The following is a 24,514-nucleotide window of genomic DNA, read 5'->3' on the forward strand; positions in this document are numbered from 1 at the left end:
AGATAAATAAGAAAAGGAAAATAAAATGAGCAATACTTCCCGTTGCCGATGCTATATTTAGAATTGTCGACGCTTGCTGAAGTCTATTGAAAGCGTGGTTTGAAGTGAACGAATGCGGATGATTTAATTGGCTAGTATTTACCACGAGTGATGCAACCCTTGACTTGTTTAGTTAGGTATATGAAAGTGCTTTTTCATCAACTAATTGCACCCCTCTTAGTACGAAATAGAATCTACTTTGGTTCACTCCTGTTGAATTTCTTTATCACAATACCGGACATCACATGAATAAAAAGTGTCGCGTTGCTTCATTATCAAGATTTCCATGCTTAATTATAGCGCTATTTTTGTCTGCTTGCTCAGGAATGGAAGTGAATCAAAAAATAGATGCTGATAGTTCAAATGGTTTGGTTATTGAGGTGGAAAAAAATACAGCGTACTTATCTGGTGCTTTGGGTGCCGATTTAGTCAAGCAACTCAGTGATATGGTACGCAAAAATCCCAATGTGACAGATTTAGTCTTGGTGGATGTGCCTGGTTCCGTTGACCAACAAGCGACAATGGAAGGTGCGCGTTTGATTCGTCGCCTTGGTTTGAATACACACATAGCACCGACGGGTTATGTGCTTTCTGGTGGTGTTGATCTATTCTTAGGAGGTGTAACGCGCAGTATTGGTGCTGGTGCTGGTGTGGGCGTTCATTCGTGGTCAGATGGCACCAAAGTCAGTGCGACAAGCCTAAATGTCGCTGATCCTGTTCATGCGACATATGTTAATTTTTATTTAGAGATGGGGGTGCCAGAGCGTTTTTACTGGTTTTCCCTGGATGCTGCACCAGCAGACCGAGTGTATTTTTTATCACCTGAAGAAGTGTACGATTTTGAGTTGGCGACAGAATAGCGTCGCCTCATATTAACGTCTAGGGGGCATTATGGAGCAAATAGAACTGTTCGTCATAGAAAGCCCTTGCCGAGGCGTGTGCGAAAATAGTAAAAAAGGTTTCTGCAAAGGCTGTTTGCGCAGTCGAGAAGAACGCTTTCATTGGTTCTCCTTATCAAACGAAGATCGTCACCAAGTACTGGACCTATGCAAGCAGCGCAGAGCACGTTTATTAAAAGCTCGCCAAGACAGACTGGAAGCCGATTCTGCCAAGGCGCTTCCCTATGGGATGGAGGATGAGTCCGAGCCAGTGGCAGATCTTTTTGAGCTAACAAACGATTAAGCAGAATCTTGCTTTGATTAAACGTTAGTCTTCGAAAATCGCGTCTAATGCTTCTGATAAACGATCCACTCCAATCACCTTCATGCCTTCAATGGGCTTTTTCGGGCAATTGGCTTTTGGTACCACGGCTCTGGTAAAGCCATGTTTCGCCGCTTCACTAATACGTTCTTGCCCTGATGGCACAGGGCGAATTTCACCAGATAAACCCACCTCTCCAAGTACCACCAAGTCATGAGGCAAGACTCTGTCGCGAAAGCTAGAAACCACCGCCGCGATGGCCGCTAGATCCGCGCTTGTTTCCAATACTTTGACACCGCCTACTACGTTTAAATAGACATCTTGATCGGATGTGAGTAAGCCGCCATGCTTATGGAGTACCGCTAATAACATTGCTAGGCGATTATGATCAAAGCCTACGGTAACGCGTCTTGGGTTGCCTAATGCTGAATCATCGACCAAAGCTTGAAGCTCAACCAATAGAGGACGCGTTCCTTCCCAAACCACCATGACAAGGCTGCCAGCCGCAGGATGATTGCTGCGATTCAAGAATATAGAGCTAGGATTTTTGACTTCTTTTAAGCCATTTTCGAGCATGGCGAAAACGCCCAATTCATTGATTGCACCAAAGCGGTTTTTCATGCCACGAAGTGTTCGAAAACGCGAGTCTTCTGAGCCTTCCAGCAAAACAGAGCAATCCACCATGTGTTCAAGTACTTTTGGTCCGGCCAAAGAACCGTCTTTGGTCACGTGACCGACAAGCAAAACCGCTGTTTGGGTTTGTTTGGCGAAGCGTGTTAAAACCGCGGCACTTTCTCGTACTTGTGACACACTGCCGGGAGCCGATTCTACGCCATCCAAATGCATAACTTGGATCGAGTCGATCACCATGACTTTAGGTTTAACTTGTTGGGCGATGGTTAAAATCGCTTCCACATTGGTTTCTGACAACATTTTTAGGTTTTGCGTTGGCAGACCAAGGCGTTGTGCTCGCATGGCGACTTGTTGAAGGGATTCTTCACCTGTCACGTACAAAGCACTTTGTTGCTGCGCGAGCCAACACATGGTTTGCAGTAGTAAAGTACTTTTACCTGCACCAGGATGTCCGCCAATCAGCACCACACCACCGGGGACTAACCCGCCGCCTAATACTCGGTCGAATTCGTTTGCTCCGGAGCTAAAGCGAGGTACATCTCCTAAATCTACATCGGATAAATTCTGGATGCCCGTTACCGCACCAGCGTAACCTTGATAACGTGGATCTTGGCTGGCGGAAACGCGAGCAGAGGTCTTACCAGAGGTAAGGCGTATTTCGGATAGGGAGTTCCATGCGCTGCAGGCTTGGCATTGCCCTTGCCATTTTGCGTAGTCAGCTCCGCATTCATTGCATACAAAAGCGGTTTTTGCTTTGGCCATGATAAGTCTCTTTAAGATGTAGCGATAACGTCCATGTTATCACAGGAAAAAGCGGCTTCGCTTATTTCGATTTTTTCCAGTTGACTGAGTAAAGGTCGGTACGACGATCTTTTAGGTTGTTTACCGAGCCTTCGCTGCGAGTCAGTTTTAGCTTGTCTAAATCCAGATCCGAGAACATGATCATTTCTGTGTTTGGTGTGGTTTCCGCCATGACTGCATCGTGCGGATAAGAGAAGTCAGAAGGCGAAAATACAGAACTTTGCGCATACTGAATGTCTAGGTTTTCTACTTGTGGAAGGTTGCCACAGCTGCCACAAATAACCACGTAACATTCGTTTTCAATGGCGCGTGCTTGAGCACAACGACGTACGCGCAAGTAACCGTTTTTGGTATCTGTCCAGAATGGTACAAATAGAATATCCATGTCTTGTTCAGCCAATAGACGGCCCAATTCAGGGAATTCCACATCGTAACAAATCAAGATGCCTACACGGCCGGCATCGGTATTGAAAACGCGCAATTCGTTACCACCTTCAATCACCCAGTCACGGCGTTCATGAGGGGTAATGTGAATTTTCTTTTGCTCTTCCACAGTTCCGTCACGGCGACATAAGTAGCTGACGTTATAAACTGTTTCATCTTCAATCACTGGCATAGAACCTGTGATGACGTTGATGTTATAGCTGACTGCGAACTGAGACATTTCATTGATAAAGCGTTCGGTGAAGCTGGCCAAAAAGCGAATTGCTTCGGTTTGATTACTTTGATCAGGACTCAGCCCTATCAATGGCGCATTGAAAAACTCAGGGAATAAAACAAAGTCACTTTTATAATCGGACACCGCATCGATAAAATATTCAACTTGTTTCAATAACTCGTCAACGCTTTCTACTTCACGCATTTGCCACTGAATCGCACCGATACGAACCTGTGTTTTACGTGAGCGAATCACGTTGGTATCGGGTTCGAAGAAGATGTTTTTCCATTCCAGTAGGGTTGCGTAGCCTTGGGACTTTTCATCTTCCGGCATATAGCGTTTTAGCAAGCGAGTGACTTGGAAATCGTTTGATAGTTGGAAGGTCAGAATCGGATCGTAAATTTTACGTTCGCGCACCGCTTCTAAATATTCCGCAGCGCTCATTTCATGGGCGTGCTCGTGATAATTTGGAATACGACCGCCGGCCAAAATAGCGCGTAAATTATGTTGGCGACAAAGGTCTTTTCTGGCTTCGTATAGTCGGCGGCCAAGGCGATAGCCTCGATATTCAGGGGCAATTAACGCATCCAAACCATACATGGCATCACCACGAGCATCGTTTAGAACATTCTCTTTTTGGTCGATAAGATCGTCATAAGTATGTGGGTTACTGAAGCGTTGGTAGCTGACTTGTACAGATAACGCTAAGCCGACAATTTTGCCGTGATCTTCTAGGCAAATTTGTCCTTCAGGAAAATCTTTGATCAATTTATGAATCGTGTGTTCAGGCCATGAGCCACCAATATCATGATAAACCTTATCCATTAGTACTTTTACTTCTTCGTAATCGCTATTGGTCAGGTTGCGTATCGTTAAATGTAGATCGTCGTGCTGCATGTTGGCCTCTGTAAATCGGTCTTATGTATTAGCCATGATACCGTTTATCTGTGTCAGTAAGTAGGAGATTGTGAGTCAGTATCATGTCGATTGAATAGTGATGAGGGCGTAAAGCATTAACTCAATAGTGTTAGCAAAAGAAAACCCCCGCCAAGGCGAGGGTTTGTATTTTAAAACGCTGAGCTTTTAAGAAAAGCGATTAGCTCTTTTTAAACTCTGGGTACGCTTCCATACCACATTCAGAGAAATCTACACCTTCGTATTCTTCTTCTTCGCTTACACGAACACCCATGATGGCTTTGATGATTAACCAAACCACTAGGCTAGAAACGAATACCCAAACGAAGATAGTAAGCGCGCCGGCAATTTGTCCGCCGAACGTTGTGCCATCGTTCGTTAGTGGAACAGCTAGCAAGCCCCAAAGACCAACCACACCGTGAACAGAGATTGCGCCCACTGGATCATCGATTTTAAGCTTGTCTAGAGTCAAGATAGACACAACAACAATCAAACCACCAACCAGACCGATTAGAGTCGCACCTAGAGCTGACGGTGTATCAGGACCTGCCGTGATTGCTACCAAGCCAGCAAGTACGCCGTTTAGAAGCATGGTTAGATCGGCTTTACCGAATAAGATTCGAGCAAGGATAAGTGCACCGATAGCGCCACCCGCTGCTGCAGCGTTAGTGTTCAAGAACACCATGGCAACAGAGTTAGCACTAGCGATATCGCCAAGTTTTAGTACAGAACCGCCGTTGAATCCAAACCAACCCAACCAAAGGATCAAAGTACCTAATGTCGCAAGTGGAAGGTTAGCACCAGGAATAGCGCGAACTTCACCGTTTGGACCGTACTTGCCTTTACGAGCGCCAAGTACCAATACACCAGCTAGTGCAGCAGAAGCACCGGCCATGTGAACGATACCAGAACCTGCAAAGTCAGTGAAACCAAGGTCACCAAGGCTAAACATACCGAATACAGAACCGCCACCCCAAGTCCAGTTACCTTCCATTGGGTAGATGAAACCTGTCATAACAACAGCAAAGACTAGGAAAGCCCAAAGTTTCATACGTTCAGCAACCGCACCAGATACGATAGACATTGCTGTTGCAACGAACACTACTTGGAAGAAGAAATCAGAAGCGCCAGAGTAGATTGCGCCGCCTTCGAATCCGCCTTCACGACCAGCGAAGTCAGTTAAAGTAGAAGCCACATCGACGTCTTGAATACCAGTAAGGAACCAGTCGCCGCCGTACATGATGGCGTAACCACAAACTAGGTACATAACACAAGAAATGGCAAACAAAGCCACGTTTTTAGTAAGAATTTCAGTGGTGTTTTTAGCACGTACTAGACCCGCTTCCAACATGGCAAATCCAGCTGCCATCCACATAACCAGCGCGCCACACACCAAGAAGTAAAAGGTGTCCATCGCATATTGTAAGTGAAAAATTTGATCTTGCATGTTTCGCCCCCCTAAAGGCTTGTATAAATCGAGCAGTGATTAAACTGCTTCTACACCAGTCTCACCGGTACGAATACGAACCGCTTGTTCAAGGTTAACGATAAAGATCTTACCGTCGCCGATTTTGCCAGTGTTTGCTGCACCAGTGATGGCTTCAACTACTTGGTCGGTCATATCGTCCGCAATGGCAAGTTCGATTTTTACCTTAGGTAAAAAATCCACTACATATTCAGCGCCGCGGTATAGTTCTGTGTGGCCTTTTTGACGTCCGAAACCTTTTACTTCTGTTACGGTGATACCTTGAACGCCGATTTCAGAAAGTGCTTCTCGAACATCATCGAGTTTAAATGGCTTGATGATGGCAGTTATAAGCTTCATACCCACTGTCTCCTTAAAAAGTCAGTTTTATTGTCGTATCGCAGGTACCTAGCTCTATTCAATATGCGTGCCACATATGGGGATGCCCTTATAACAATGGCTTTGTAAGGATTTTGTCGACTTTACGAAATTAAAAAGAGCCGTGTATCGCTTTAATTAGTGCGGCATATTGGGTTGTTGCTATAAATTGCTGCATTAAGTTGGTGCGAATGTGGCATTTTTACGAGAAAGAAAATAAGTGATTGCGGCTATCTTGTTGGTTCTAATTGAAAAATAGACTCGCAACATGAGAATAGTATGTGCGCTTTAGTGAGAGAGGGTCTTTAATAGAAACGACAATGTTTGAGTTTATGCACACTAAAGAGGCAATAAAATCGATTGGAGTGTTAATAAAAAGGGCAGTGTTACACAAGATGTTCACCAAGATCCCTTGTTAGCGCCTTAGTTAGGCTTTTATACTATTGTATTGTAAACGCAGAAAAAGAGACTCGTATGATTGATCAATTTATAAAGCAGCTTGGAACCGGTCTAGGCCAAGCCGCAGAAACATTAGGCAAGCTACCAAAAGAAGAAATTCAGGCTCAGCTTCATCAGGTCGCACAGAATACCTTAACGAAAATGGATTTGGTGACCCGCGAAGAGTTTGAAGTGCAAGCATCGATGTTAGCCAAATACCGTGAAAAGCTGGCTGTGCTAGAAGCGCGTTTAAACGAGCTAGAGAAAAACGACTGATCTGGTCTCCTTGTAGTCGAGATTTGGAAAGCTCGCTTATTTGAGCTATTTCCAACCTTGAAGCCAATCGTCTGGCGACGCTAGCGTTTGCCAAGGCAAGTAATACTGATTTTTGTTGATGACGGCTTCAAGCACACATTCTACGACGATGTCGTCTTCATCACGAATCAGTTTAGTGACAATGAAATGCTTCTCTTTTTGTTGTGGCGATGTGGACGTCCATTTCGATAGCAGAAGCTTATTGGGGTTTATTTGGTGCATTAGGATGTTTAACCTTATAAAAACTGAACAAATCTAGATACGAAACAAGTGACTAGCTGGATTGCTTTTCACGTAATAAAGCATAACAAATAAATAATTTGATCAAGGAGTGATCATGAGTTTAGCCACTATTTATAGTCGTGCCCGCGTGGGTGTGTCTTCCCCGTTAGTTACCGTTGAAACCCATATTTCAAACGGGCTTCCTTCTCTAAACATAGTAGGCTTGCCTGAAGCAGCTGTACGAGAAGCAAAAGATCGTGTGCGTAGCGCGATTATTAACAGTCATTTTGAATTTCCTACTCGACGGGTGACTATCAATCTAGCGCCAGCAGATTTGCCTAAAGAGGGCGGTCGTTATGATTTGGCGATTGCTATCAGTGTATTAGTCGCCTCAGGGCAGCTTGGCGAGTTGAATCTACGAGATACCGAATTTATTGGAGAACTGGCGTTGTCAGGTGACATTCGTGGTGTCCCCGGATTATTGCCGTCTGCTATTGCTTGTCATCAAGCGAATCGTCAATTGATTCTTCCTGAGGACAATCAACAAGAAGCCGCTCTTGTGGAAGGCAATGCCGTATTTGCCAAACATTTAACCCAAGTGACAGCGCATTTATTGAAGCAAACTACACTGCCTGTTTGTGTATCAAAAACGGCCGAGCCATTGCCGCTAGATCATAAAGACATGCGCGATGTGAAAGGCCAATATCAAGCACGTCGAGCCTTAGAAGTCGCCGCCGCGGGTGGACATAATCTCTTATTTATTGGTCCAGCGGGAACGGGTAAAACCATGTTGGCGTCTCGTTTACCCAGCATAATGCCTGCAATGACAGAAGCGGAAGCATTGGCGGTGGCGTCAGTTCAATCGGTAGCAGGGCGAAAAATGGGGCTGGATTGGCATTGGTCCGAGCGACCTTTTCGGTCTCCTCATCACTCTTGCTCCGCGGCAGCGCTAGTAGGAGGTGGCTCCATTCCCCAACCGGGCGAAGCGTCTTTGGCGCATTGTGGCGTTTTATTCCTTGATGAATTACCAGAATTCGACCGCAAAGTGTTAGAGGTGCTGCGAGAGCCATTGGAAAACGGCGAAGTACATATTTCACGGGCTCGCGGTCAGGTTACCTTTCCCGCTCGATTTCAGCTGGTGGCAGCTATGAACGCCAGTAATGAAGCTTACAGCGGAGGCCAAGATTATTATCAATCGAGTGCCAGCCAGAAATATCTTAAGAAACTCTCTGCGCCTTTTTTAGATCGTATTGATTTACACGTCGAAGTGCCACCTTTGCCTTCGAATGTTTTGGTCAATGCTCAAGAAGAAGGAGAGAGCAGCATCAGTGTACGTGAACGAGTAGAGCGTGCCGTCGCAAGGCAAAGGTCACGCCAAGGAGTGCAAAATGCACTGTTAAGCGGCCGTCAGTTAGAAGCCATTTGTGCGTTAAGTGATGATGACAAGCAGTTCATGCAACAGGCGTTGGAAAAGTTGAAACTCTCAGCTCGTGCGTATCATAGAGTATTAAAAGTTGCGCTTACCTTGGCTGATTTAAACGATTCTCCAGTCACTAGGGCGCATTTAATGGAATCTTTAAGTTACAGGAAAATGGAGAAGACTTTATCCATGGCGGTGTCGTCATGAAGTGGCCATTTTGATTGGGTCTTTAATAAAGTGAAATTGAAGTTTGTGTCTCTTCTAAATACAAGATAAAAACTGTTTTAACATATTTCATTTCGATACAATTATCCCCCCGTTTCTGGGGTTAATAATAATTAAATAGTCGTTGCGTACTCGCTCTTGTCAATTTATTGGTGGCAATGGCGAGTAGCCTATGTGGAGTTTTGTCTTATGGTTATCCAGCTGTTTCCTGTTTGGGCTCTATTGCTTTCTGCAATTGCCTTCTTTCAACCTGATTTATTCGTTGGTTTGAAAACTCAAATCGTTCCATTATTGACCATCATTATGCTGGCAATGGGATTGACTTTAAGTCCTACGGACTTCAAGCAAGTGTTGAAGAACGGCAAAGCCGTCGGTGTTGGCGTGTTGTTGCAATTTTTGGTCATGCCGATTGCTGCCTTTGGTGTAGCCTTTGCGTTTGGTTTTGATACGGAATTAACCGTTGGCATGTTGCTTGTGGGCAGTGTAGCTGGTGGTACCTCATCGAATGTTATGTGTTACTTAGCGAAAGGCGACACAGCGCTGTCTATTTCCATGACGGCTATTTCGACCTTGCTTGGCGTAATATTGACACCATTTTTAGTGTCGTTAATGATTGGTCAAAGTGTCGATGTGCCTGTCGCTGGCATGTTAATGAGCTTGTTTAAAATTGTGCTTCTTCCTGTAGCGGCTGGTGTATTGATTAACACGTTTTTCTCTAAGTTTGTCCGCAAGGCTGAACCGATTTTTCCTTACATTTCGATGTTTGCTATCGTGCTAATCATTGCCATTGTGGTGGCATTGAGTGCTTCTAAAATTGTACAAGTTGGCTTGGTCGTTGCGGCTGCGGTTATTCTTCACAATGCGATAGGTTTAACTTTGGGCTACTGGGTAACTTACTTACTCGGATTTGATCAACGTGTTTGTCGTACTGTTGCGTTTGAAGTCGGCTTGCAAAATTCTGGTTTGGCTGCTGCGCTTGCGGTGAAATTCTTTACGCCGATGGCAGCGCTACCAAGCACTATTTTCAGTGTGTGGCACAATATTTCAGGGTCTTTGTTGGCGAGCTACTGGAGTCGTCGACCAGTTACTGAAAGCAACGCTCAAGATACTGATAAATAAGATATTTACTTAGCGACAAAAAAAGGGATGCCATTTACGCATCCCTTTTTTGTCGGTTGGTTTTGCTCTTATGATTTTTATCTCAGTGCGAGATTCTTCATTGTCGGGTACACTTAGCGCTGATTTTTAATAGCCTTACGAGCCAGAGTTTTTCCATGAGTGAGTTAATGCCATCCATATCCCATCGTCTTCGTAATTTGAATGAGCGTCAGTTAGATGCCGTCAAACAAATCGATGGGCCTTTGCTAGTATTAGCGGGTGCTGGATCAGGAAAAACCAGTGTAATCACCACAAAAATAGCCTATCTGATTCAAACCTGTGGTTTTAAGGCAAACAGCATTATCGCGGTAACCTTTACCAATAAAGCCGCGCGCGAAATGAAAGAGCGTGTTGTTGGCATGCTGTCTAAACAAGAAAGTCGCGGCTTGAGTATCTCGACTTTCCATAATTTAGGCTTACGGATTCTTCGAAAAGAATATCGACGTGCAGGTTTAAAAGAAGGCTTCACTCTATTTGATTCCCAAGACTCCCTTAGTCTTATTAAAGAAATCCTCGACAAAGAATTCAACGGTCAAACCGACTCGGCCGCTTACTGTCAAAATACGGTTTCCAACTGGAAAAATGACCTAACCACACCACAAGAAGCCATGACAAATGCAGACACCGAAGAGTTTTTGCTAGCGGCGCAAGTGTATGTGCAATATCAGCGTTATTTGCGTGCTTACAACGCGGTGGATTTCGATGATTTGATCTTGTTGCCGGTTAGTTTGTTAATGGCCGATGCGGAATTGCGGGATCGCTGGCAAAACAAAGTTCGCTACTTGCTGGTGGATGAGTGCCAAGACACCAATGCCAGCCAGTATGAATTGATTCGTTTGTTAGCTGGGTTTCGTCGTTGTTTTACTCTGGTGGGCGATGATGACCAATCTATTTATGCGTGGCGTGGCGCACGTCCTGAAAACCTTGAGCGCTTGTCTGTTGATTACCCGAGTTTAAAACTGGTTAAGTTGGAGCAAAATTATCGCTCGACTAAAACCATATTGAAAGCGGCCAACACCTTGATCGCCAACAATCCGCATATTTACGATAAAGCCTTGTGGAGTGATCACGAAGAGGGCGACCCGATTCGTGTTATGGTGACCCGTAACGAAGACGCCGAATCAGAACGTGTAGCGGCGGAAATTCAATCACGCCATTTGCGTCATGAAATTCCTTATCGAGATTTTGCCATCTTATATCGTGGTAATCACCAAGCGCGTCTGTTGGAAATCAAGCTGCAAGCCTACCGTATTCCTTACAAGATGAACGGCGGTACGTCGTTTTTCTCGCGTGCGGAAATCAAAGATTTAATGAGTTATTTACGTCTCTTGGTGAACCCATCGGACGACAATGCCTTCTTGCGTATCGTGAACCTGCCACGCCGAGAAATTGGACCCGCAACGCTGGAAAAGGTCGGTAATTTGGCCACCGAGCGCGGCGTAAGTCTGTTTGAAGCATCGGGTTACAAAGAGCTAGAAGAAACTATTTCTGGTCGATCATTAAAAAGCTTGCAGGATTTCGAGCGTTGGATGTCCAATTTGCGCCAACGCCTAGAAGGCGCTTCACCTGTCCCCGTGATCGAGCAAATGATTCACGACATGGATTATTACGGCTGGATTCAAGAGCAAACCTCCTCTAACAAAGCGGGTGATCGACGCATCGAAAACGTGCGCTTCTTGCTCGATTCCATTCAGCGCATGATGGAGTCCGCATGGGAAGAAGATGAAACAGCAGGCTTGGATCAAGCGATTAGTAAGCTGTTATTAATCGACATGCTGGAACGCCAAGAAGAAGAGGAAGACGAAGACAAGGTGCAGTTACTGACGCTGCATGCCTCCAAGGGCTTGGAGTATCCCCATGTGTTTTTGATTGGTTGTGAAGAAGAGCTTTTGCCTCATAGAAACAGCATAGAGAACGACGACATTGAAGAAGAACGTCGACTGGCTTATGTGGGCATCACTCGGGCGAAAAAGACCTTGTGTATCACCTTAGCGGCGAAACGTCGTCAATACGGTGAAGAGATCGACTGCTTGCCAAGTCGATTCTTGGACGAATTACCAGAAGAAGACTTGGTGTGGGAAGGTCGCAGCGACGAAGGAGAAAGCACTAAAAAAGAACGTGGCCAAGCGTCTTTGTCGGCGTTAAAAGCGATGTTAAACGGTTAATCACTTGAGCTGTGGTCGATCATATATTGAATCGCACCACGCAACTCGTCTTCGCTGCAATCAAAGCACAACCCCTTCGGCGGCATGGCTTTAAAACCTGTTGTCGCATCTTTTAATAAAGTATCAATGCCTTTTTCAATGCGTGGTTGCCAATCAGCCTTATTACCAAATTTTGGCGCGCCTGCAACGCCATTCATGTGACAGGCAATGCAAAAACTGTTGTACAGCGCCTCGCCAGAGCGTGCGGCATTGGCAAAAGAAGACAGGCCAAGCGCGAAGCCTATAAAAGCCAGAGCAACAAGCGGCTTGGTCAATGTCGTGAGAGAAAAAGTCACAATGATTCCTTAGCGATTCAGAGTCAAAAACGGTACAGTTATTAAAACACAAGGGCATGCTTTCGTACGCGTATTTTTAACACAGTATTAGCGCGCATAGCAGTCGTGTAAGGTTTTCAATAAGTTAATAAGACAAGGAAAAAATTATGACCACCGAACTCGTTCTCGTTGCTAATCTTATCGCTCACCCTGGCAAAGGAGCCGAGCTGCAAGCCGCGCTTGAAACACTTCTAGAGCCAACCAGAGCAGAAGTTGGTTGCCTTCAATACGACCTTCATCAAGATAACAAACATCCCGATGCCTTTGTCTTCTTCGAACGTTGGGCAGATTATGATGTCTGGCAAGACCATATGAATACAGATCACATTAACGCCTTTCTGGAAGTCACCAAAGATGTGATTGCAGACTTTAATGTCACGGAACTGCATAAAATTGGCTGATAGCTGGCTGTTCACTCTATAAACAGCTGGCTAGAAAATCTCTGTGGCAGCAAAGTAATAAAAAACCGCTAATATCTGTTCTTTATTACTTTAAGCACTGGAAACCTGAAGAATTTCCTTTAGAATACGCACTCCAATTTGTTCTGGCCGCTTTGTTTCATACAAAGCTATTAGCGCCACGCAACAAGTCATGCGCCCGTAGCTCAGCTGGATAGAGCGTCGCCCTCCGGAGGCGAAGGTCGGAGGTTCAAATCCTCTCGGGCGTACCATTTTTAATTCCCGCACATGTAAAAAAAACAATCAATTCTTATGATAGTCAAATAATGGTCAGCTGGTGATTGCTGGGCTCTATTGTTCTTGAAAAAGTCGTGCCCAAAAAAAGCCAGTATGGATATCCATACTGGCTAAATAAAAGGGATGGTGTTCGATTTATTGCATTAGTGCTGTTTACCAGCTGTGGTTTAAGGTAAGAGTGATATCTCTGCCTGGATTGTAGAAGTCAGCTGAACCAGAACCTGCGACGTATTCTTTGCCAAGTAAGTTGCTGATGTTCATAGAAAGTTGGGTATCTTGTGTAACCTCATAGCCAAAAGAAGCATCGACTATGATAGCCGATTCACTTTTTGAATCGTTGGTATTAGTGAAGTAGTAGGAGCCGATGTAACGAGCCCCTAGACCGATAGACATGTCTTGGCGTGGAAGTGTGTAATGTCCCCATACAGAAGCGGAATGCTTGGGTGTATATGAGATCGTTTTACCTTCGTAGTTATCATCTTTGGTAATTTTTGGTTCCATGTATGAGTAACCACCTGAGATGCTTAAATTATCGGTTAACTCCGCTCGAGCTTCTAGATCCACACCTTTCACTTGGTTTTTACCAATGGTTTCACGAACGATGCCGCTACTTTGGAAAGATGAAGTTTCTACATTGCTTTTTTCAAGATCGTAAACAGCAATAGAGAACAGGGCATTCATATTACTGGGTGAGTATTTAACACCGACCTCAGTCTGGTCGCCGCGGACAATTTTGGTACTTGTTGCTGATGGCGGTGCTACTGACTCTACTTGGCTTATGTAAGCGGAGACTTCATCGCTGAATTTGTATGTGAATGCCGAGCGGAAGGTGTCTTCTGAAAAGTCATTTGATGACTTGGTGCTGGTTAAATAGTTCATTTGACGAACATCAATGTCGTCGTGACGCGCGCCAAGAGTCAGGATGTATTTATCGTCTAAAGCAAAATTTTGTTGAATCAACACAGCTTTTGTTTGGTAATCAGTTTTTGTGTTTCCGTAGACAGGCGTATTTGCAGGAGCGCCAGAATAAACTGGATTATTAATATCAATACTTGAAGCGCTTCCATAGTAGGTAGTGGAATCGGTTGTTGCATCCTGATACTCAACACCAAATACAGTACTGCTGTCTAGTCGGTCAAAACTGATGTCATACTGACCTAGCAGATTACCATTCAACTGCTCTAGCTTGGAAGCTTGGGCATAATAGTCACGCCCCATAGTAGTGCCTGATGTGTCGCTAGAATATTTGCTTAGATACAAGTAACCAAAGCTGTCTTCGGCATCACTGTATCGTACGTTGGAAATAATTTTGAAGCCGTTATCAAGCTTGTGGGTAACATTGGCGCTGATGTTGGTTCGCTCTACATCGTGGGAATTATAATCAGGTTCACCGTAAAATAAGCTGCTGTCGTAGTCTTTACCAGCAGGATAGCCACCACTGTTTGGTGAAGAGTCGGTTTTTAGGTAGTCAACAATTAGGTTGGCTCTGGTGTTGTCATTAGGCTCCCAAGAAAGGCCGCCCATGATGAATTGCGAATCGTCTTTTGAGTAATCGTATTCTCGGTCACTGTCTTTTATTTTACCCGTTAGTCGGTAAGCTAGCGTTTTGTCTTCATCCAGTGTGTCGCCGACATCGATGCCGACTTCTTTATGGTCATTAGATCCATAGGTGACGAAGGCATTATTAAAACCATAGAATTTTGGTTGTTTACTCACAAAGTTGATGGATCCACCTGGGTCAGCAGGGCCGAATAAGGTGGAGTTCGCCCCGCGGATCACTTCAACGCGTTCGAAAGCGTAAGCGTCTTCTCTAATGCCTCTCATGGAGCCAAGAGTGAGTCCATCGCGATAGGTTGTGGCGCTAAAGCCACGAATCTGAAAATAGTCATTTCGGTCATCGGTACTGTAGTAGCCTGTCACTGTAGCTGGTGTGTATTCAAGCACTTCTTCTGTGGTGCTGGCGCCACGTTGCTTGATTTCTTTTTCAGTGATGACAGAGACGGACGCCGGTGTGTCTTGAATGCTGGTGGCGACTTTACCACCGACCCATAACTCTTTTGCTACAACAGACTCTGAGTCATCATCGGCTATGGCTTGATCATTCACCATGATAGGAGAAAGTCTAAAGGTGCCTGCTTCATTTTCTGTTTCTGCATAACCTGCTATTGGTGTTAGTACGGAGTAGCAGAAAAGTGTCGCGGCAGCACAATGGCTTTGCTTTAACTTCAAGGGAAGAGTGCTTTTCTTGTTCATTTCAGGTTCCTCTATAATTTTATGTTATGAAAACAGTATTGCTAATGATTATTGATTAAAATTTGTAATAATTAACGGTTTCAATTTGCTTTGTTTAAGTGTGTTTTATTCTCTTGTGTCGCCCAATTGGCAAAACCATTGGGCTGCCGGAAATAGGGTCTGTGATGACTTGGCTCTGCAGGCCAAAAACAGTGTGAATCATGTCCTCTGTTACCACCTCATTTGGCGCTCCATTGGCACATACTTGACCTTGTCGTATGGCGATGAGCTGGTCTGAATAACGCGCTGCCAGATTCAGGTCATGCAATACCAATACGATGGTGGTGCCACGGGTTTGGTTTAGGTCGACAAGTAGGTCCAGTACTTCAATTTGGTGAGCGACGTCCAAGAAGGTGGTCGGCTCGTCTAACAGCAATATGTCGGTCTCTTGCGCTAATGCCATGGCGATCCAGACTCGCTGGCGTTGACCACCGGATAGTTCGTCTATTTCTCGGTCCAAAAGCTCTGTGGTTTTGGTGGTTTCTAGTGCTTTGGCAATGGCTTCATCGTCTTCTTTGCACCACCTTGATAGGAATCCATGATGTGGGTGTCTGCCGCGGCTGACTAGATCGCTGACCGTAATGCCTTCCGGTGCAATAGGTGATTGGGGTAATAAGCCAAGCGTTTGTGCTAGTTGTCGTGTTGGCGTGTTGTGTATCGATTTTCCGTCAAGTAAGACTTGGCCATTAGATGGCGATATTAAGCGTGACATAGTACGCAATAATGTGGATTTTCCGCAGGCATTGGCGCCAATGATAGACGTAATTTGACCGGGTTTAATGTCAATGTTGATATCGTTCAGGATGGTTTTTTCACCATAACCAGCAGCAAGATGGTCGACAACGAGTTGGTGTTTTAGTGTCATAGTGAGCCACCTTTACGATTGACACGAATAATAAGGTAAATAAGGTAGGGCGCGCCTAGAGCACCAGTAATCACGCCAACAGGGTAGCGACTCGGCAGCAAGAATTGTCCGATGTAATCACCGCCCATGACTAAGCAAGCCCCAACTAAACCAGAAGGAATAAGCAGTGAACCATTGTTCTTCACAAGGCGAACAGCAATGGGACCTGACAAGAAAGCAACAAACGCAATAGGCCCTGTTATCGCGACTCCCACAGCAATCAGCCCAACAGCGGATACAATGACTGTAATGCGCGTCATGCCGACACGAACACCCAATGCATGAGCGGTATCGTCGCCCATTCGTAATACTTCTAGGTCTCGAGAGCGGCTTAGTAAAAATCCACCGAACACCAATAAAGAGAGAATGAGTGGTAAGGCTTGATGGATTTGTGCGGAGTTGACACTGCCACTAAGCCAACGCATAGCTTCTTGGCGGTCCCATGCTTGCGCTTGTGATAGCAAATACACAATAAAGCTTTCAATCATCGCAGAGACGCCAATACCAACCAGAATAAGTCGAGCACCTGACGCACCATTTCGATAGGACAACCCATAGACCGCTAAGGCAACCAATAAGCCTACGGCGATTGAGAAGAAGGCCACGCTAGTGCCATCCATGTGCAGCACAATAATGGCAAATACGGCAGCAGCAGTCGCACCAGAACTTACTCCGATAATATCGGGGCTGGCCAATGGGTTTCTTAGCATGACTTGAAATGCCACGCCAGCCATACCAAAGCTCATGCCGACGAGAAGGGAAATAATCGCTCTTGGTAGGCGTAACTGACCCACCACAAAAGACGCGCCTGGGACATTTTTACCCAATAAAACGTTTATGACGTCTTGTGGTGGTGTAAAGGATTGCCCCAAGGTTAAGGTGATTGAAAACGCAGCCACAGCCAATAAGCAAAGTAAGCTAGCCACGCATTTCCAGCGCTTAGATCGGTTTTTACGTCCATTGGTAACGCGTGCGAGTGTCGAGCTTGTGTTAATCATAACTCTTTCACCCGTTGTCGACGGACAATCCAGATGAAGAAAGGTGCGCCAACAAAGGCGGTCACGACGCCGACAGAAAGCTCGCTGGGTCTTGATATAATGCGTCCTAACACATCCGCACTTAATAATAAGCAAGCACCGACGAGCGCTGAAAAAATGAGCAGCCAGCGGTTGTCCACTCCGACAAGCAGTCGACATAAATGGGGAACCACGAGACCAACAAAACCGATGGGGCCACAAATGGCGGTTGTAGCACCACAGAGTAAAACCGCAGACAGCCAAGCGATGGCACGAATCCAAGCGACATTTTCTCCCAGTCCTGCGGCGATATCGTCCCCAAGCGCCAGTGTATTGAGCTTTCTAGCCACAAATACACTGAGTAAAAAGCCAACGATCAGAAAGGGCAGTACAAGTTGTATGCTGTCAAAGGTGGCACCTCCGACGCCGCCAATTTGCCAAGAGTTTGCACTGCCAGCAATGTCATTCCTTGGCAAGACGACAGCCACAATAAAAGAAGACAGTGCAGCAGACGTAGCGGCACCTGCCAAAGCGAATTTGAGCGGGGTGGATTTGCCGTAGCCTAACGAACTAATGAAATAGACAAAGATGGCTGTTATGCCAGCTCCTAAGGTGGCGAGCCAAACATAGGTTTGCAGTTGGTTGATACCAAACCATGCTAGTCCAATAACAACAAAGAAAGCGGCACCCACATTAACGCCAAGGATCCCTGGGTCGGCTAATGGGTTTCGGGTCACACTTTGCATAATAGCACCCGATAACCCCAAGGCGCAGCCCGCAAAAATGGCGAGCACTGTGCGTGGTAGGCGCATGGTGACAGACGCTTCTCCCATGGTATTCATCTGGCCTTGTAGCGCTCCGATTATTTCTTGCCAAGATACATCCCTTGTCCCAATGGCGATTGAGGAAAAGCTCAACAGCAGTAAAGCCACTAGGACGACGAATAATGCAATGGGCTTCTGTTGTAAAAGGCCTTTATGTTTGGCGTTACCTTGGCTCATTTTGCTTGACGAGCCGCTTCTGCAAGCGCTTGAAGGTAATCATCTAACACCCAAGTAATAGACAGTGGCGTCGGATTAGCTGCAGTCGCCATTTTGCTACTACCAAGCATGACGATAGAGCCATTTTTAATAGCTCGCATTTTTGACATAAGTGGGTTCGATTCTAAAGGCGTCAGTAATTCTTCATTGCCATAGGTAACAAAAATGTCTACGTCGTTAAACATGTCTATTTGCTCAATGCTGCTTTCGCCAGAGAAGAGCCCATCTTTACTGATGTCTTTGATGCTTTGCGGAGAGTGCATACCGAGGTCATCAAAAAATTTCACACGGGTATCATTCGCGCTGTAAAAACGAATGACGCTTAAATCGGTTGGATCCAGATGTGTGATAAACATGGCGGATTTGCCTTTTAATTCTGGGTATTGATCAACACGCTCGGCGATGTCTTTTTCAATGCTGTTAATGAGGTCTTCGCCTTCTTCCGCCATTCCCAGCCCAGTACTATTAATGCGAATCATGCTGCGCCAGTTGGTAGACCAAGGTTTGTCTGGGAAAGCGACGACAGGCGCTATCATGCTTAGTGTGTCGTAATCGGATTGGCTTAAGCCAGAGTAAGCCGCCAGAATAACATCGGGTTGTGTGGCTGCGACCGCTTCGAAATCGATTCCATCGCCTTCATCGAATAATACAGGGGTTTTGGCGTTGAGTTTTTTAAGGCGATCAGCCACCCAAGGCAACAAACCATCGTTATCGTCGTCACCAAATGTGGCGGCAGCAAAACCAACGGGAACGATACCCAAAGCAAGTGGTACTTCATGGTTTGCCCATGCCACCGTCGCCACGCGTTTTGGTTTATGAGTAATCGTTGTCGAGCCGAAAGCGTGTTGAATCGTAATAGGGAAGCGAGAGTGGTCTGCAGCCCATGCATTATTTAAAAATATAGAAATAATGGTGATAACGATAATCATCTTCATATTATTTATGTGCCATGCCAATCAAATTTAGTTCGAAATAAAGGAGCGAGGTCGTAAGTAATTACAATCTAATGAGTGAGTTTTGATGGAAATGAATCTCATCATCAATTGTAAAACGAGTCGGATGATAGAGTTAATCTTCAGAATATAATTGTATAAATCGGTCGTTTTCGTCTTGAGCCAGTTGCTTAGGTGTCAGGCTAGAATACTTTTTGATCAATTTTATGTAGTGAGATTGGTCGTTAAAACCTTCTTTGGGAAAGAGTTCACCGACCTTGAGTGAGTCGAAGCTGTGGCGAAACCGTAAAATGTCACAGTAGCTTTTTAGCGGTAAGCCAAGCCACTTATTAAAGTATCGATTGATTTGGCGACTGCTCCAATTTGCTGCTTGAGATATTTCAGTCACTGTTATTGAACCGTGGGTCGTATAAATCAGTTCTGACATGACTTTTTTTCGAGGGTCTATTGGCGCTGTCAGCTGTGAAGCAAAATACAAACTGAGCTTGTTAGCAAAAGTATCCAGGCTTTTTAGATCGTTTAGTTCTATGCCAGCGAAGCCAATATCGAGTGTAATGCGATCATTCAGAATGTCGGCGACAGATGTGCTTAATAAATACTCTGCGGCCAGTATTTTTAAGCGAACACCAAGTAATACAGAGTGTTTGGGCATGGCGCCTACTTTGGCGTCTGTTTCTAGTCCAACCAAGGAAATATGCAGCGGATACTCGGCATTGTGGAAAAAATACAAATCAATGCCGCCATCAGGGAAGGTGGAAAGTTCTTCATCTTCATCGCTTGGATTTTCGATCATCCAAAAGCTTTCAATAAATGGAGCTAAGTCGTCGTTTGGTTCTAATGACGTTAGTTGAATGGTTTCTTTCATTACCTAATCGCAAAAGTTGTAGGTGAGTGTGGCGCGTTCGTTCCTTCGATGGCTACTTTAAATGTAAGTAGATAGTATAACGATTAAAAATCGATCTTCTAGCTTCAATTGAGATAGATTCGTATTAACACCTAGTTGTCATTATGATGCACTGGGGATAAAAGAGGTGACACATGGTCAAGCAACAAAGCAAATTAAACGGTTATTACCTTGCTGTTGCCGTGGCAATTGTTTTTGCTTGGTGGGGCTTTCTAGATGATAAGGCGTCCGACTACGTTTCCTCATCCTTGGTGCAGGCGTTAAGTGCTTTTGGCTTAGCCAAACTGTTTAATGCGACTGTTTCTGTACTGCAAAGTATTCAGATAAGTGTGTTTGTCAGCTCTGTCACCATTGGCGAGTTATTAGATCCATTCAACGACATGGTGGAAGATTTTTCTGGCGTGATGAAGGTGGCGGTGTCTTCGCTTATTTTCCAAAGCATTCTGCTCAAAATTATTGCCACTGTGTATTTCAAAGCCTTTGTTACCGTGTCTGGATTGCTGTTTGGTTATTTGTATTGGGCAAAAAGCCGTTTTACCGAAGTGGCTTATAAAGTCTTTGTGACGGCGGTTGGCGCGAAGTTTTTATTGGTGCTGGTGGTTTTGTTATCAGCCTTGGTTGATGCCTCATTTTTGAATGAAGAAAAGACGCAAACCATGGATAAAATCCAAGTGCATTCTAACGAGATGAACGAAGTGACAACAGGTCTAGGTGTCGCAGCGGATCTCAAACAATCCCTTGATAAAGACAAACAGGCGCTACAAATCAGGCTGAATGTGCAGCAACAAAGCCTGTCAGAGCATGATGAGCGTTTAGTAGATTTGACCGCCCAGAATGAGTCTCTTAATCGCTTAATTTCGGCGCGCAAAGAGACATTATCGACCATGGATATTTTGTTTAATAACGATGACATGCTGGCTGGGTTGCGAACGCAACAGAGCCTTTTAATGGGCGAACGTCAACGTACAGAGCAAGACATCAAAATGTCGAAAAGTAAGATTGAGGCTTTGCAACAATCCATTGATGGTCTAGACAATGTTACCTTAGAAGATCAAGGCTTTTTCGCGTCCATTAAACAAAGTACCTTTGGGTTGAGCCATTTTAAAGACAAGATCAGCGAGTATGTTGAAACGCTGAATGGCTTGGTAAACGACTTTCTTACCTTGCTGGCGTTGTTTGCCTTCAATACCGTGTTGATCCCAGTGCTGTTTCTCTATTTAGGCGCTAAAGGCTTTAAATTAGTCTGGCAAATCAAACCGTCTGACCTGGTTGAGCGAGCTAAAAAAGGCGTGCAAGAGAGTCTGTAAACGCTGTATTTGTGTTTTTCTAGTTATGCTTTAACCAGCCTTTCGCCGCGTCCGTAATGGCAACGATAGCAGGGTTGGATAAGCGTTGCTCGGTAGCAATAGCGAAGAACTGCTCGCGTATTTCTTCGGTGCTGCCAATGATCTCGACCTGAAATTGCTTTGCCACTTCCATAGCAATGGCGGAGGGGACAATAAACACGCCCGCGCCCGCTTGACCGAACGTTTTCATTAACGCTCGATCGTCAAATTCCCCCATTATTTTTGGATGAAGGTGATGCTTTTCAAGCCATTGTAAAAGTTGAATTTGTATCAACGATTGGTCACTGGGAATCAAAAATGGCGCTCCCCTCAAACAGGCAGGAAAGCCACCTTCAACCTGCTCTATTAAATTGGGGGCGGCCATAAACGATGTGCCACATTCCCCCAAAAAATGATTGAAGCCACGCACCGCCAAGTGAGGTGGTATTGGACCATCGGCAATAATCATGTCTAATTTATGCAGCGCTAACTCACCCAATAAATCTTCTAAACTGTTCTCTTTGCAGACAAGTCGTATAGGATCTTCTAGCGACATGGCAGGAGCCAATAATCGATACGCGATGGATTTTGGAATCGAATCCGCAATGCCAACACGTAGTAATTGCGTTCTGTCACTTGAAGCAATGCGTACAGATTGTTCCAGCTCGCTGCCTAAGGAAAAAATTTCATCGGCGTAACTTAATACCATGTGGCCAGTATCCGTTAATTCTAGGTTGCGTCCGACTTTGCTAAATAAGGCTTTTCCCAGTTGTTCTTCTAGTAAGCTGATCTGTCCACTGATGGTTTGTGGCGTTATGTGCAAATGTTCGCTGGCTTTTGTAATGCTGCCTTGCTTCGCCACCATCCAAAAATAATGCAAATGCTTGAAATTGATCATATTTCACCAATACTTCGAGAAAAGCTGATTGTTTACATAAATAATTCGATTATATCTTATGGGTTTTTGTGAGTAACTTGAAGTTTCCAACATAACTTACTCATTCATGAGTGAAGGAGAACAAGATGAGAATCAAAGTACAAGCACGTCGTCTAGCTCTTACCAAAAGCCTAAAAGCGTATGTGAAACGTCGTCTTAATTTTGCCTTGAATTCCCGTTATGACAATATTCAACGAGTGACGGTCACGCTTACCGACGTGAATGGTCCAAAAGGCGGTGAAGACAAACACTGCCAAGTTTTGGTCAAACTCAATGGCCAAAAAGAAGTGGTGATTAGTGAACAGCAAGCCGATCTTTATTCGGCAATAGACAGTGCCGCTGGCCGAACAAGCCGTACTGTGACACGACGTATTGAGCGACTACAACACAAAGCCACCCGACTCAAAGCGGCTTTTCATAAGATGAGACCGCAGAAGAAAATGCCGCGCGACATCTATGAAGAATACGAAAACGAATACGGCTATTACCAACATGCTTGAGTAACCACCTAGATTCCCTGAACCGATAGTGTAGCAACCGCTTTAGGTGAACCAATCAATTTGGTTCGCCTTTTTTTGGCTCTAAATACGCTATATTTTTAATCAGTCATCTTTTTTTTGTTTCATTGCGTATAGTCTGTATTGTAAGAATTAGCGATATTCATTCCCGATAAGACAATAAGGAGATTATATGATTACGGTTCATCATTTAGAAAATTCCCGTTCCCAGCGTATTTTGTGGTTGTTGGAGGAGCTTGGCCTTGAGTATGAAATTGTAGAATACAAGCGAGATCCTGAAACCGCTTCTGGCCCTGAATCTTTAAAAAAAGTCCATCCGTTGGGTAAGTCGCCAGTGATTACGGATGGCGAGTTAACGGTGGCCGAGTCAGGGGCGATTATTGAATATTTGTTGGATCAGTATGATACGGAAAAGCGCTTGAGACCGACGGATGGCAAGGCGTTGCTGGACTACCGTTATTGGCTGCATTTTGCTGAAGGCTCTTTAATGCCGTTGTTGGTGATGAAGTTGGTGATGATGAAGATCCCTAAAAGTCCGATGCCGTTTTTTGTGAAGCCGATTGCCAAGACGATTTCGGGTAAAGTTCAAGAGAAATTCATCACACCACGTATAACACCTCAGATGGAATTTATTGAACAAACATTGGGTGAACATACTTGGTTTGTTGGTGACAAATTAACCGCTGCAGACATTCAGATGAGTTTTCCATTACAAGCGTCGAGCTCGCGTATGGATTTGTCTAAATATCCGAATATTTCCCGTTTTATTAAGCAGGTAGAAGCTATTCCTGCTTATCAACAAGCCTTAGCAAAAGGCGGGGCATATACGACACTGTAGCTTCTGCCTAAAGTATTTTTTTACATCAAGCTAAAGCATATTGATTCTTCCGGATAATCTTTAGTTTGGTGTTTAAATACCTTTGATTTGTTGATATTCATTCTCATTTGTTGTACTTTTCTGCTTCTAAAAAATATTATGAGTAACTATGAGGTCGAACGGTTCGATGAATCCTGAGCGTCAAACAACTCAACACGTTGGTGAGCTTTATGCTGAGCATAATTCATGGCTAACGGGATGGATTCGTGGGCGCCTCGGTTGTCATGAATTGGCAGCAGATATTGCACAAGATACTTTTGTACGATTACTCAAAAAACCGAAATACTTTTCTAATATAGGTGAAGCTCGTGCTTTTTTAAGTACGATAGCGAAAGGCTTGTATATTGATCATTGGCGTCGTAAGCAGGTTGAGCAAGCTTGGTTAGAGTCGTTGGCCAATTGTGAAGAAGAATTTGTGCCTTCTGCTGAGCATTCTGCGTCTATGATTGAGTTGCTTTGTGAATTAGACGCCATGATCGCTAAGTTACCCAAAAAGGTGGCTAATACGCTTATCTTGTCTCAACTTCATGGTTTAACTTACCGAGAAATTGCCGAACGTTTGTCTGTTTCGGAGCGAATGATAAAGCGCTACATGGCTCAGGCTATGTTACAGTGTCTTTTATTTAAATCTGATCAGTCTCTATAAT

24 protein-coding genes and 1 tRNA gene are annotated in these 24,514 nt (G+C 44.7%); 12 read left to right on the forward strand and 13 right to left on the reverse strand.

Annotated elements, in window-relative coordinates:
• Window positions 1-365 precede the first annotated feature (365 nt).
• Both KDW99_RS03490 and KDW99_RS03495 read left to right on the forward strand, forming a co-directional pair.
• Complete coding sequence (locus KDW99_RS03490) at window positions 366-899, forward strand: alpha/beta hydrolase (RefSeq protein WP_255829248.1); 534 nt, start codon at window positions 366-368, stop codon at window positions 897-899.
• Window positions 900-930: 31 nt separating this feature from the next.
• Window positions 931-1,221, forward strand: a complete 291-nt coding sequence (locus tag KDW99_RS03495; RefSeq protein WP_255827939.1) for a DUF1289 domain-containing protein — start codon at window positions 931-933, stop codon at window positions 1,219-1,221.
• A 24-nt stretch (window positions 1,222-1,245) separates the two neighbouring features.
• On the opposite strand, the gene radA is transcribed toward KDW99_RS03495, so the two are convergent.
• From radA to glnK, 4 genes are all read right to left on the reverse strand, one after another.
• Window positions 1,246-2,634: a DNA repair protein RadA gene (gene radA, locus KDW99_RS03500; RefSeq protein WP_255827940.1), complete on the reverse strand. Its 1,389-nt coding sequence runs from the start codon at window positions 2,632-2,634 to the stop codon at window positions 1,246-1,248.
• A 61-nt stretch (window positions 2,635-2,695) separates the two neighbouring features.
• Complete coding sequence (locus KDW99_RS03505; protein WP_255827941.1) at window positions 2,696-4,228, reverse strand: carbon-nitrogen hydrolase family protein; 1,533 nt, start codon at window positions 4,226-4,228, stop codon at window positions 2,696-2,698.
• A gap of 199 nt (window positions 4,229-4,427) precedes the next feature.
• Window positions 4,428-5,693 (reverse strand): ammonium transporter, encoded by a 1,266-nt coding sequence (locus KDW99_RS03510; RefSeq protein ID WP_255827942.1) that lies wholly within the window; start codon window positions 5,691-5,693, stop codon window positions 4,428-4,430.
• Between the two features lie 39 nt (window positions 5,694-5,732).
• Complete coding sequence (glnK, locus tag KDW99_RS03515; protein WP_024023270.1) at window positions 5,733-6,071, reverse strand: P-II family nitrogen regulator; 339 nt, start codon at window positions 6,069-6,071, stop codon at window positions 5,733-5,735.
• A gap of 492 nt (window positions 6,072-6,563) precedes the next feature.
• Here glnK and KDW99_RS03520 point away from each other — a divergent pair, with 492 nt between their 5' ends.
• Entirely contained in the window at window positions 6,564-6,803 is a 240-nt protein-coding gene (locus KDW99_RS03520) for an accessory factor UbiK family protein (protein ID WP_255827943.1), read from the forward strand.
• A gap of 45 nt (window positions 6,804-6,848) precedes the next feature.
• Here the strand turns inward: KDW99_RS03520 and KDW99_RS03525 are convergent, their stop codons facing one another.
• Entirely contained in the window at window positions 6,849-7,064 is a 216-nt protein-coding gene (locus KDW99_RS03525) for a TIGR02450 family Trp-rich protein (RefSeq protein ID WP_255827944.1), read from the reverse strand.
• 115 nt (window positions 7,065-7,179) lie between these two features.
• Here KDW99_RS03525 and KDW99_RS03530 point away from each other — a divergent pair, with 115 nt between their 5' ends.
• The 3 genes from KDW99_RS03530 to rep all read left to right on the forward strand — a co-directional run bounded on the left by KDW99_RS03530 (window position 7,180) and on the right by rep (window position 12,032).
• Window positions 7,180-8,691: a YifB family Mg chelatase-like AAA ATPase gene (locus KDW99_RS03530; protein WP_255827945.1), complete on the forward strand. Its 1,512-nt coding sequence runs from the start codon at window positions 7,180-7,182 to the stop codon at window positions 8,689-8,691.
• Between the two features lie 207 nt (window positions 8,692-8,898).
• The gene (locus tag KDW99_RS03535; protein ID WP_255827946.1) at window positions 8,899-9,828 is read left to right on the forward strand and encodes a bile acid:sodium symporter family protein; all 930 of its coding nucleotides are present in this window, start codon (window positions 8,899-8,901) and stop codon (window positions 9,826-9,828) included.
• 155 nt (window positions 9,829-9,983) lie between these two features.
• A complete protein-coding gene (gene rep / locus KDW99_RS03540; protein WP_255827947.1) occupies window positions 9,984-12,032 on the forward strand; it encodes a DNA helicase Rep in 2,049 nt (682 codons plus the stop codon).
• Here the strand turns inward: rep and KDW99_RS03545 are convergent.
• A complete protein-coding gene (locus KDW99_RS03545) occupies window positions 12,029-12,367 on the reverse strand; it encodes a c-type cytochrome (RefSeq protein WP_255827948.1) in 339 nt (112 codons plus the stop codon). The genes rep and KDW99_RS03545 overlap by 4 nt on opposite strands.
• A gap of 146 nt (window positions 12,368-12,513) precedes the next feature.
• Between KDW99_RS03545 and KDW99_RS03550 the strand changes: the two genes are divergently transcribed.
• Together KDW99_RS03550 and KDW99_RS03555 are read left to right on the forward strand one after the other, a co-directional pair.
• Entirely contained in the window at window positions 12,514-12,807 is a 294-nt protein-coding gene (locus KDW99_RS03550) for a putative quinol monooxygenase (RefSeq protein WP_255827949.1), read from the forward strand.
• Window positions 12,808-12,999: 192 nt separating this feature from the next.
• Window positions 13,000-13,076, forward strand: a tRNA-Arg gene (locus KDW99_RS03555).
• A gap of 178 nt (window positions 13,077-13,254) precedes the next feature.
• Here KDW99_RS03555 and KDW99_RS03560 read toward each other — a convergent pair.
• The 6 genes from KDW99_RS03560 to KDW99_RS03585 form a co-directional block, all read right to left on the reverse strand.
• The gene (locus KDW99_RS03560) at window positions 13,255-15,354 is read right to left on the reverse strand and encodes a TonB-dependent siderophore receptor (RefSeq protein WP_255827950.1); all 2,100 of its coding nucleotides are present in this window, start codon (window positions 15,352-15,354) and stop codon (window positions 13,255-13,257) included.
• Window positions 15,355-15,448: 94 nt separating this feature from the next.
• A complete protein-coding gene (locus KDW99_RS03565; RefSeq protein ID WP_255827951.1) occupies window positions 15,449-16,258 on the reverse strand; it encodes an ABC transporter ATP-binding protein in 810 nt (269 codons plus the stop codon).
• Window positions 16,255-17,295 (reverse strand): FecCD family ABC transporter permease, encoded by a 1,041-nt coding sequence (locus KDW99_RS03570; protein WP_255827952.1) that lies wholly within the window; start codon window positions 17,293-17,295, stop codon window positions 16,255-16,257. The genes KDW99_RS03565 and KDW99_RS03570 overlap by 4 nt, the downstream gene beginning before the upstream one ends.
• On the reverse strand, window positions 17,292-18,314 hold the full coding sequence (locus KDW99_RS03575; protein ID WP_255827953.1) for a FecCD family ABC transporter permease: 1,023 nt from the start codon (window positions 18,312-18,314) through the stop codon (window positions 17,292-17,294). The genes KDW99_RS03570 and KDW99_RS03575 overlap by 4 nt, the downstream gene beginning before the upstream one ends.
• Window positions 18,311-19,288, reverse strand: a complete 978-nt coding sequence (locus KDW99_RS03580; protein ID WP_255827954.1) for an iron-siderophore ABC transporter substrate-binding protein — start codon at window positions 19,286-19,288, stop codon at window positions 18,311-18,313. Before KDW99_RS03580 ends, KDW99_RS03575 begins: the two co-directional genes overlap by 4 nt.
• A gap of 133 nt (window positions 19,289-19,421) precedes the next feature.
• Window positions 19,422-20,171, reverse strand: a complete 750-nt coding sequence (locus KDW99_RS03585) for a helix-turn-helix domain-containing protein (protein ID WP_205115862.1) — start codon at window positions 20,169-20,171, stop codon at window positions 19,422-19,424.
• A 173-nt stretch (window positions 20,172-20,344) separates the two neighbouring features.
• Between KDW99_RS03585 and KDW99_RS03590 the strand changes: the two genes are divergently transcribed.
• The gene (locus KDW99_RS03590) at window positions 20,345-21,517 is read left to right on the forward strand and encodes a hypothetical protein (RefSeq protein WP_255827955.1); all 1,173 of its coding nucleotides are present in this window, start codon (window positions 20,345-20,347) and stop codon (window positions 21,515-21,517) included.
• Between the two features lie 19 nt (window positions 21,518-21,536).
• Here the strand turns inward: KDW99_RS03590 and nhaR are convergent, their stop codons facing one another.
• A complete protein-coding gene (nhaR, locus tag KDW99_RS03595; protein ID WP_255827956.1) occupies window positions 21,537-22,433 on the reverse strand; it encodes a transcriptional activator NhaR in 897 nt (298 codons plus the stop codon).
• A gap of 125 nt (window positions 22,434-22,558) precedes the next feature.
• Between nhaR and KDW99_RS03600 the strand changes: the two genes are divergently transcribed.
• The 3 genes from KDW99_RS03600 to KDW99_RS03610 all read left to right on the forward strand — a co-directional run bounded on the left by KDW99_RS03600 (window position 22,559) and on the right by KDW99_RS03610 (window position 24,513).
• Entirely contained in the window at window positions 22,559-22,972 is a 414-nt protein-coding gene (locus tag KDW99_RS03600) for an HPF/RaiA family ribosome-associated protein (RefSeq protein ID WP_255827957.1), read from the forward strand.
• Window positions 22,973-23,162: 190 nt separating this feature from the next.
• Window positions 23,163-23,828: a glutathione S-transferase gene (locus tag KDW99_RS03605; protein ID WP_255827958.1), complete on the forward strand. Its 666-nt coding sequence runs from the start codon at window positions 23,163-23,165 to the stop codon at window positions 23,826-23,828.
• A gap of 148 nt (window positions 23,829-23,976) precedes the next feature.
• A complete protein-coding gene (locus tag KDW99_RS03610; protein WP_255827959.1) occupies window positions 23,977-24,513 on the forward strand; it encodes a sigma-70 family RNA polymerase sigma factor in 537 nt (178 codons plus the stop codon).
• Window position 24,514: the final 1 nt, after the last annotated feature.

Origin of the sequence: Marinomonas rhizomae (assembly GCF_024397855.1) — a bacterium.
Taxonomy (GTDB): Bacteria; Pseudomonadota; Gammaproteobacteria; order Pseudomonadales; family Marinomonadaceae; genus Marinomonas; species Marinomonas rhizomae_A.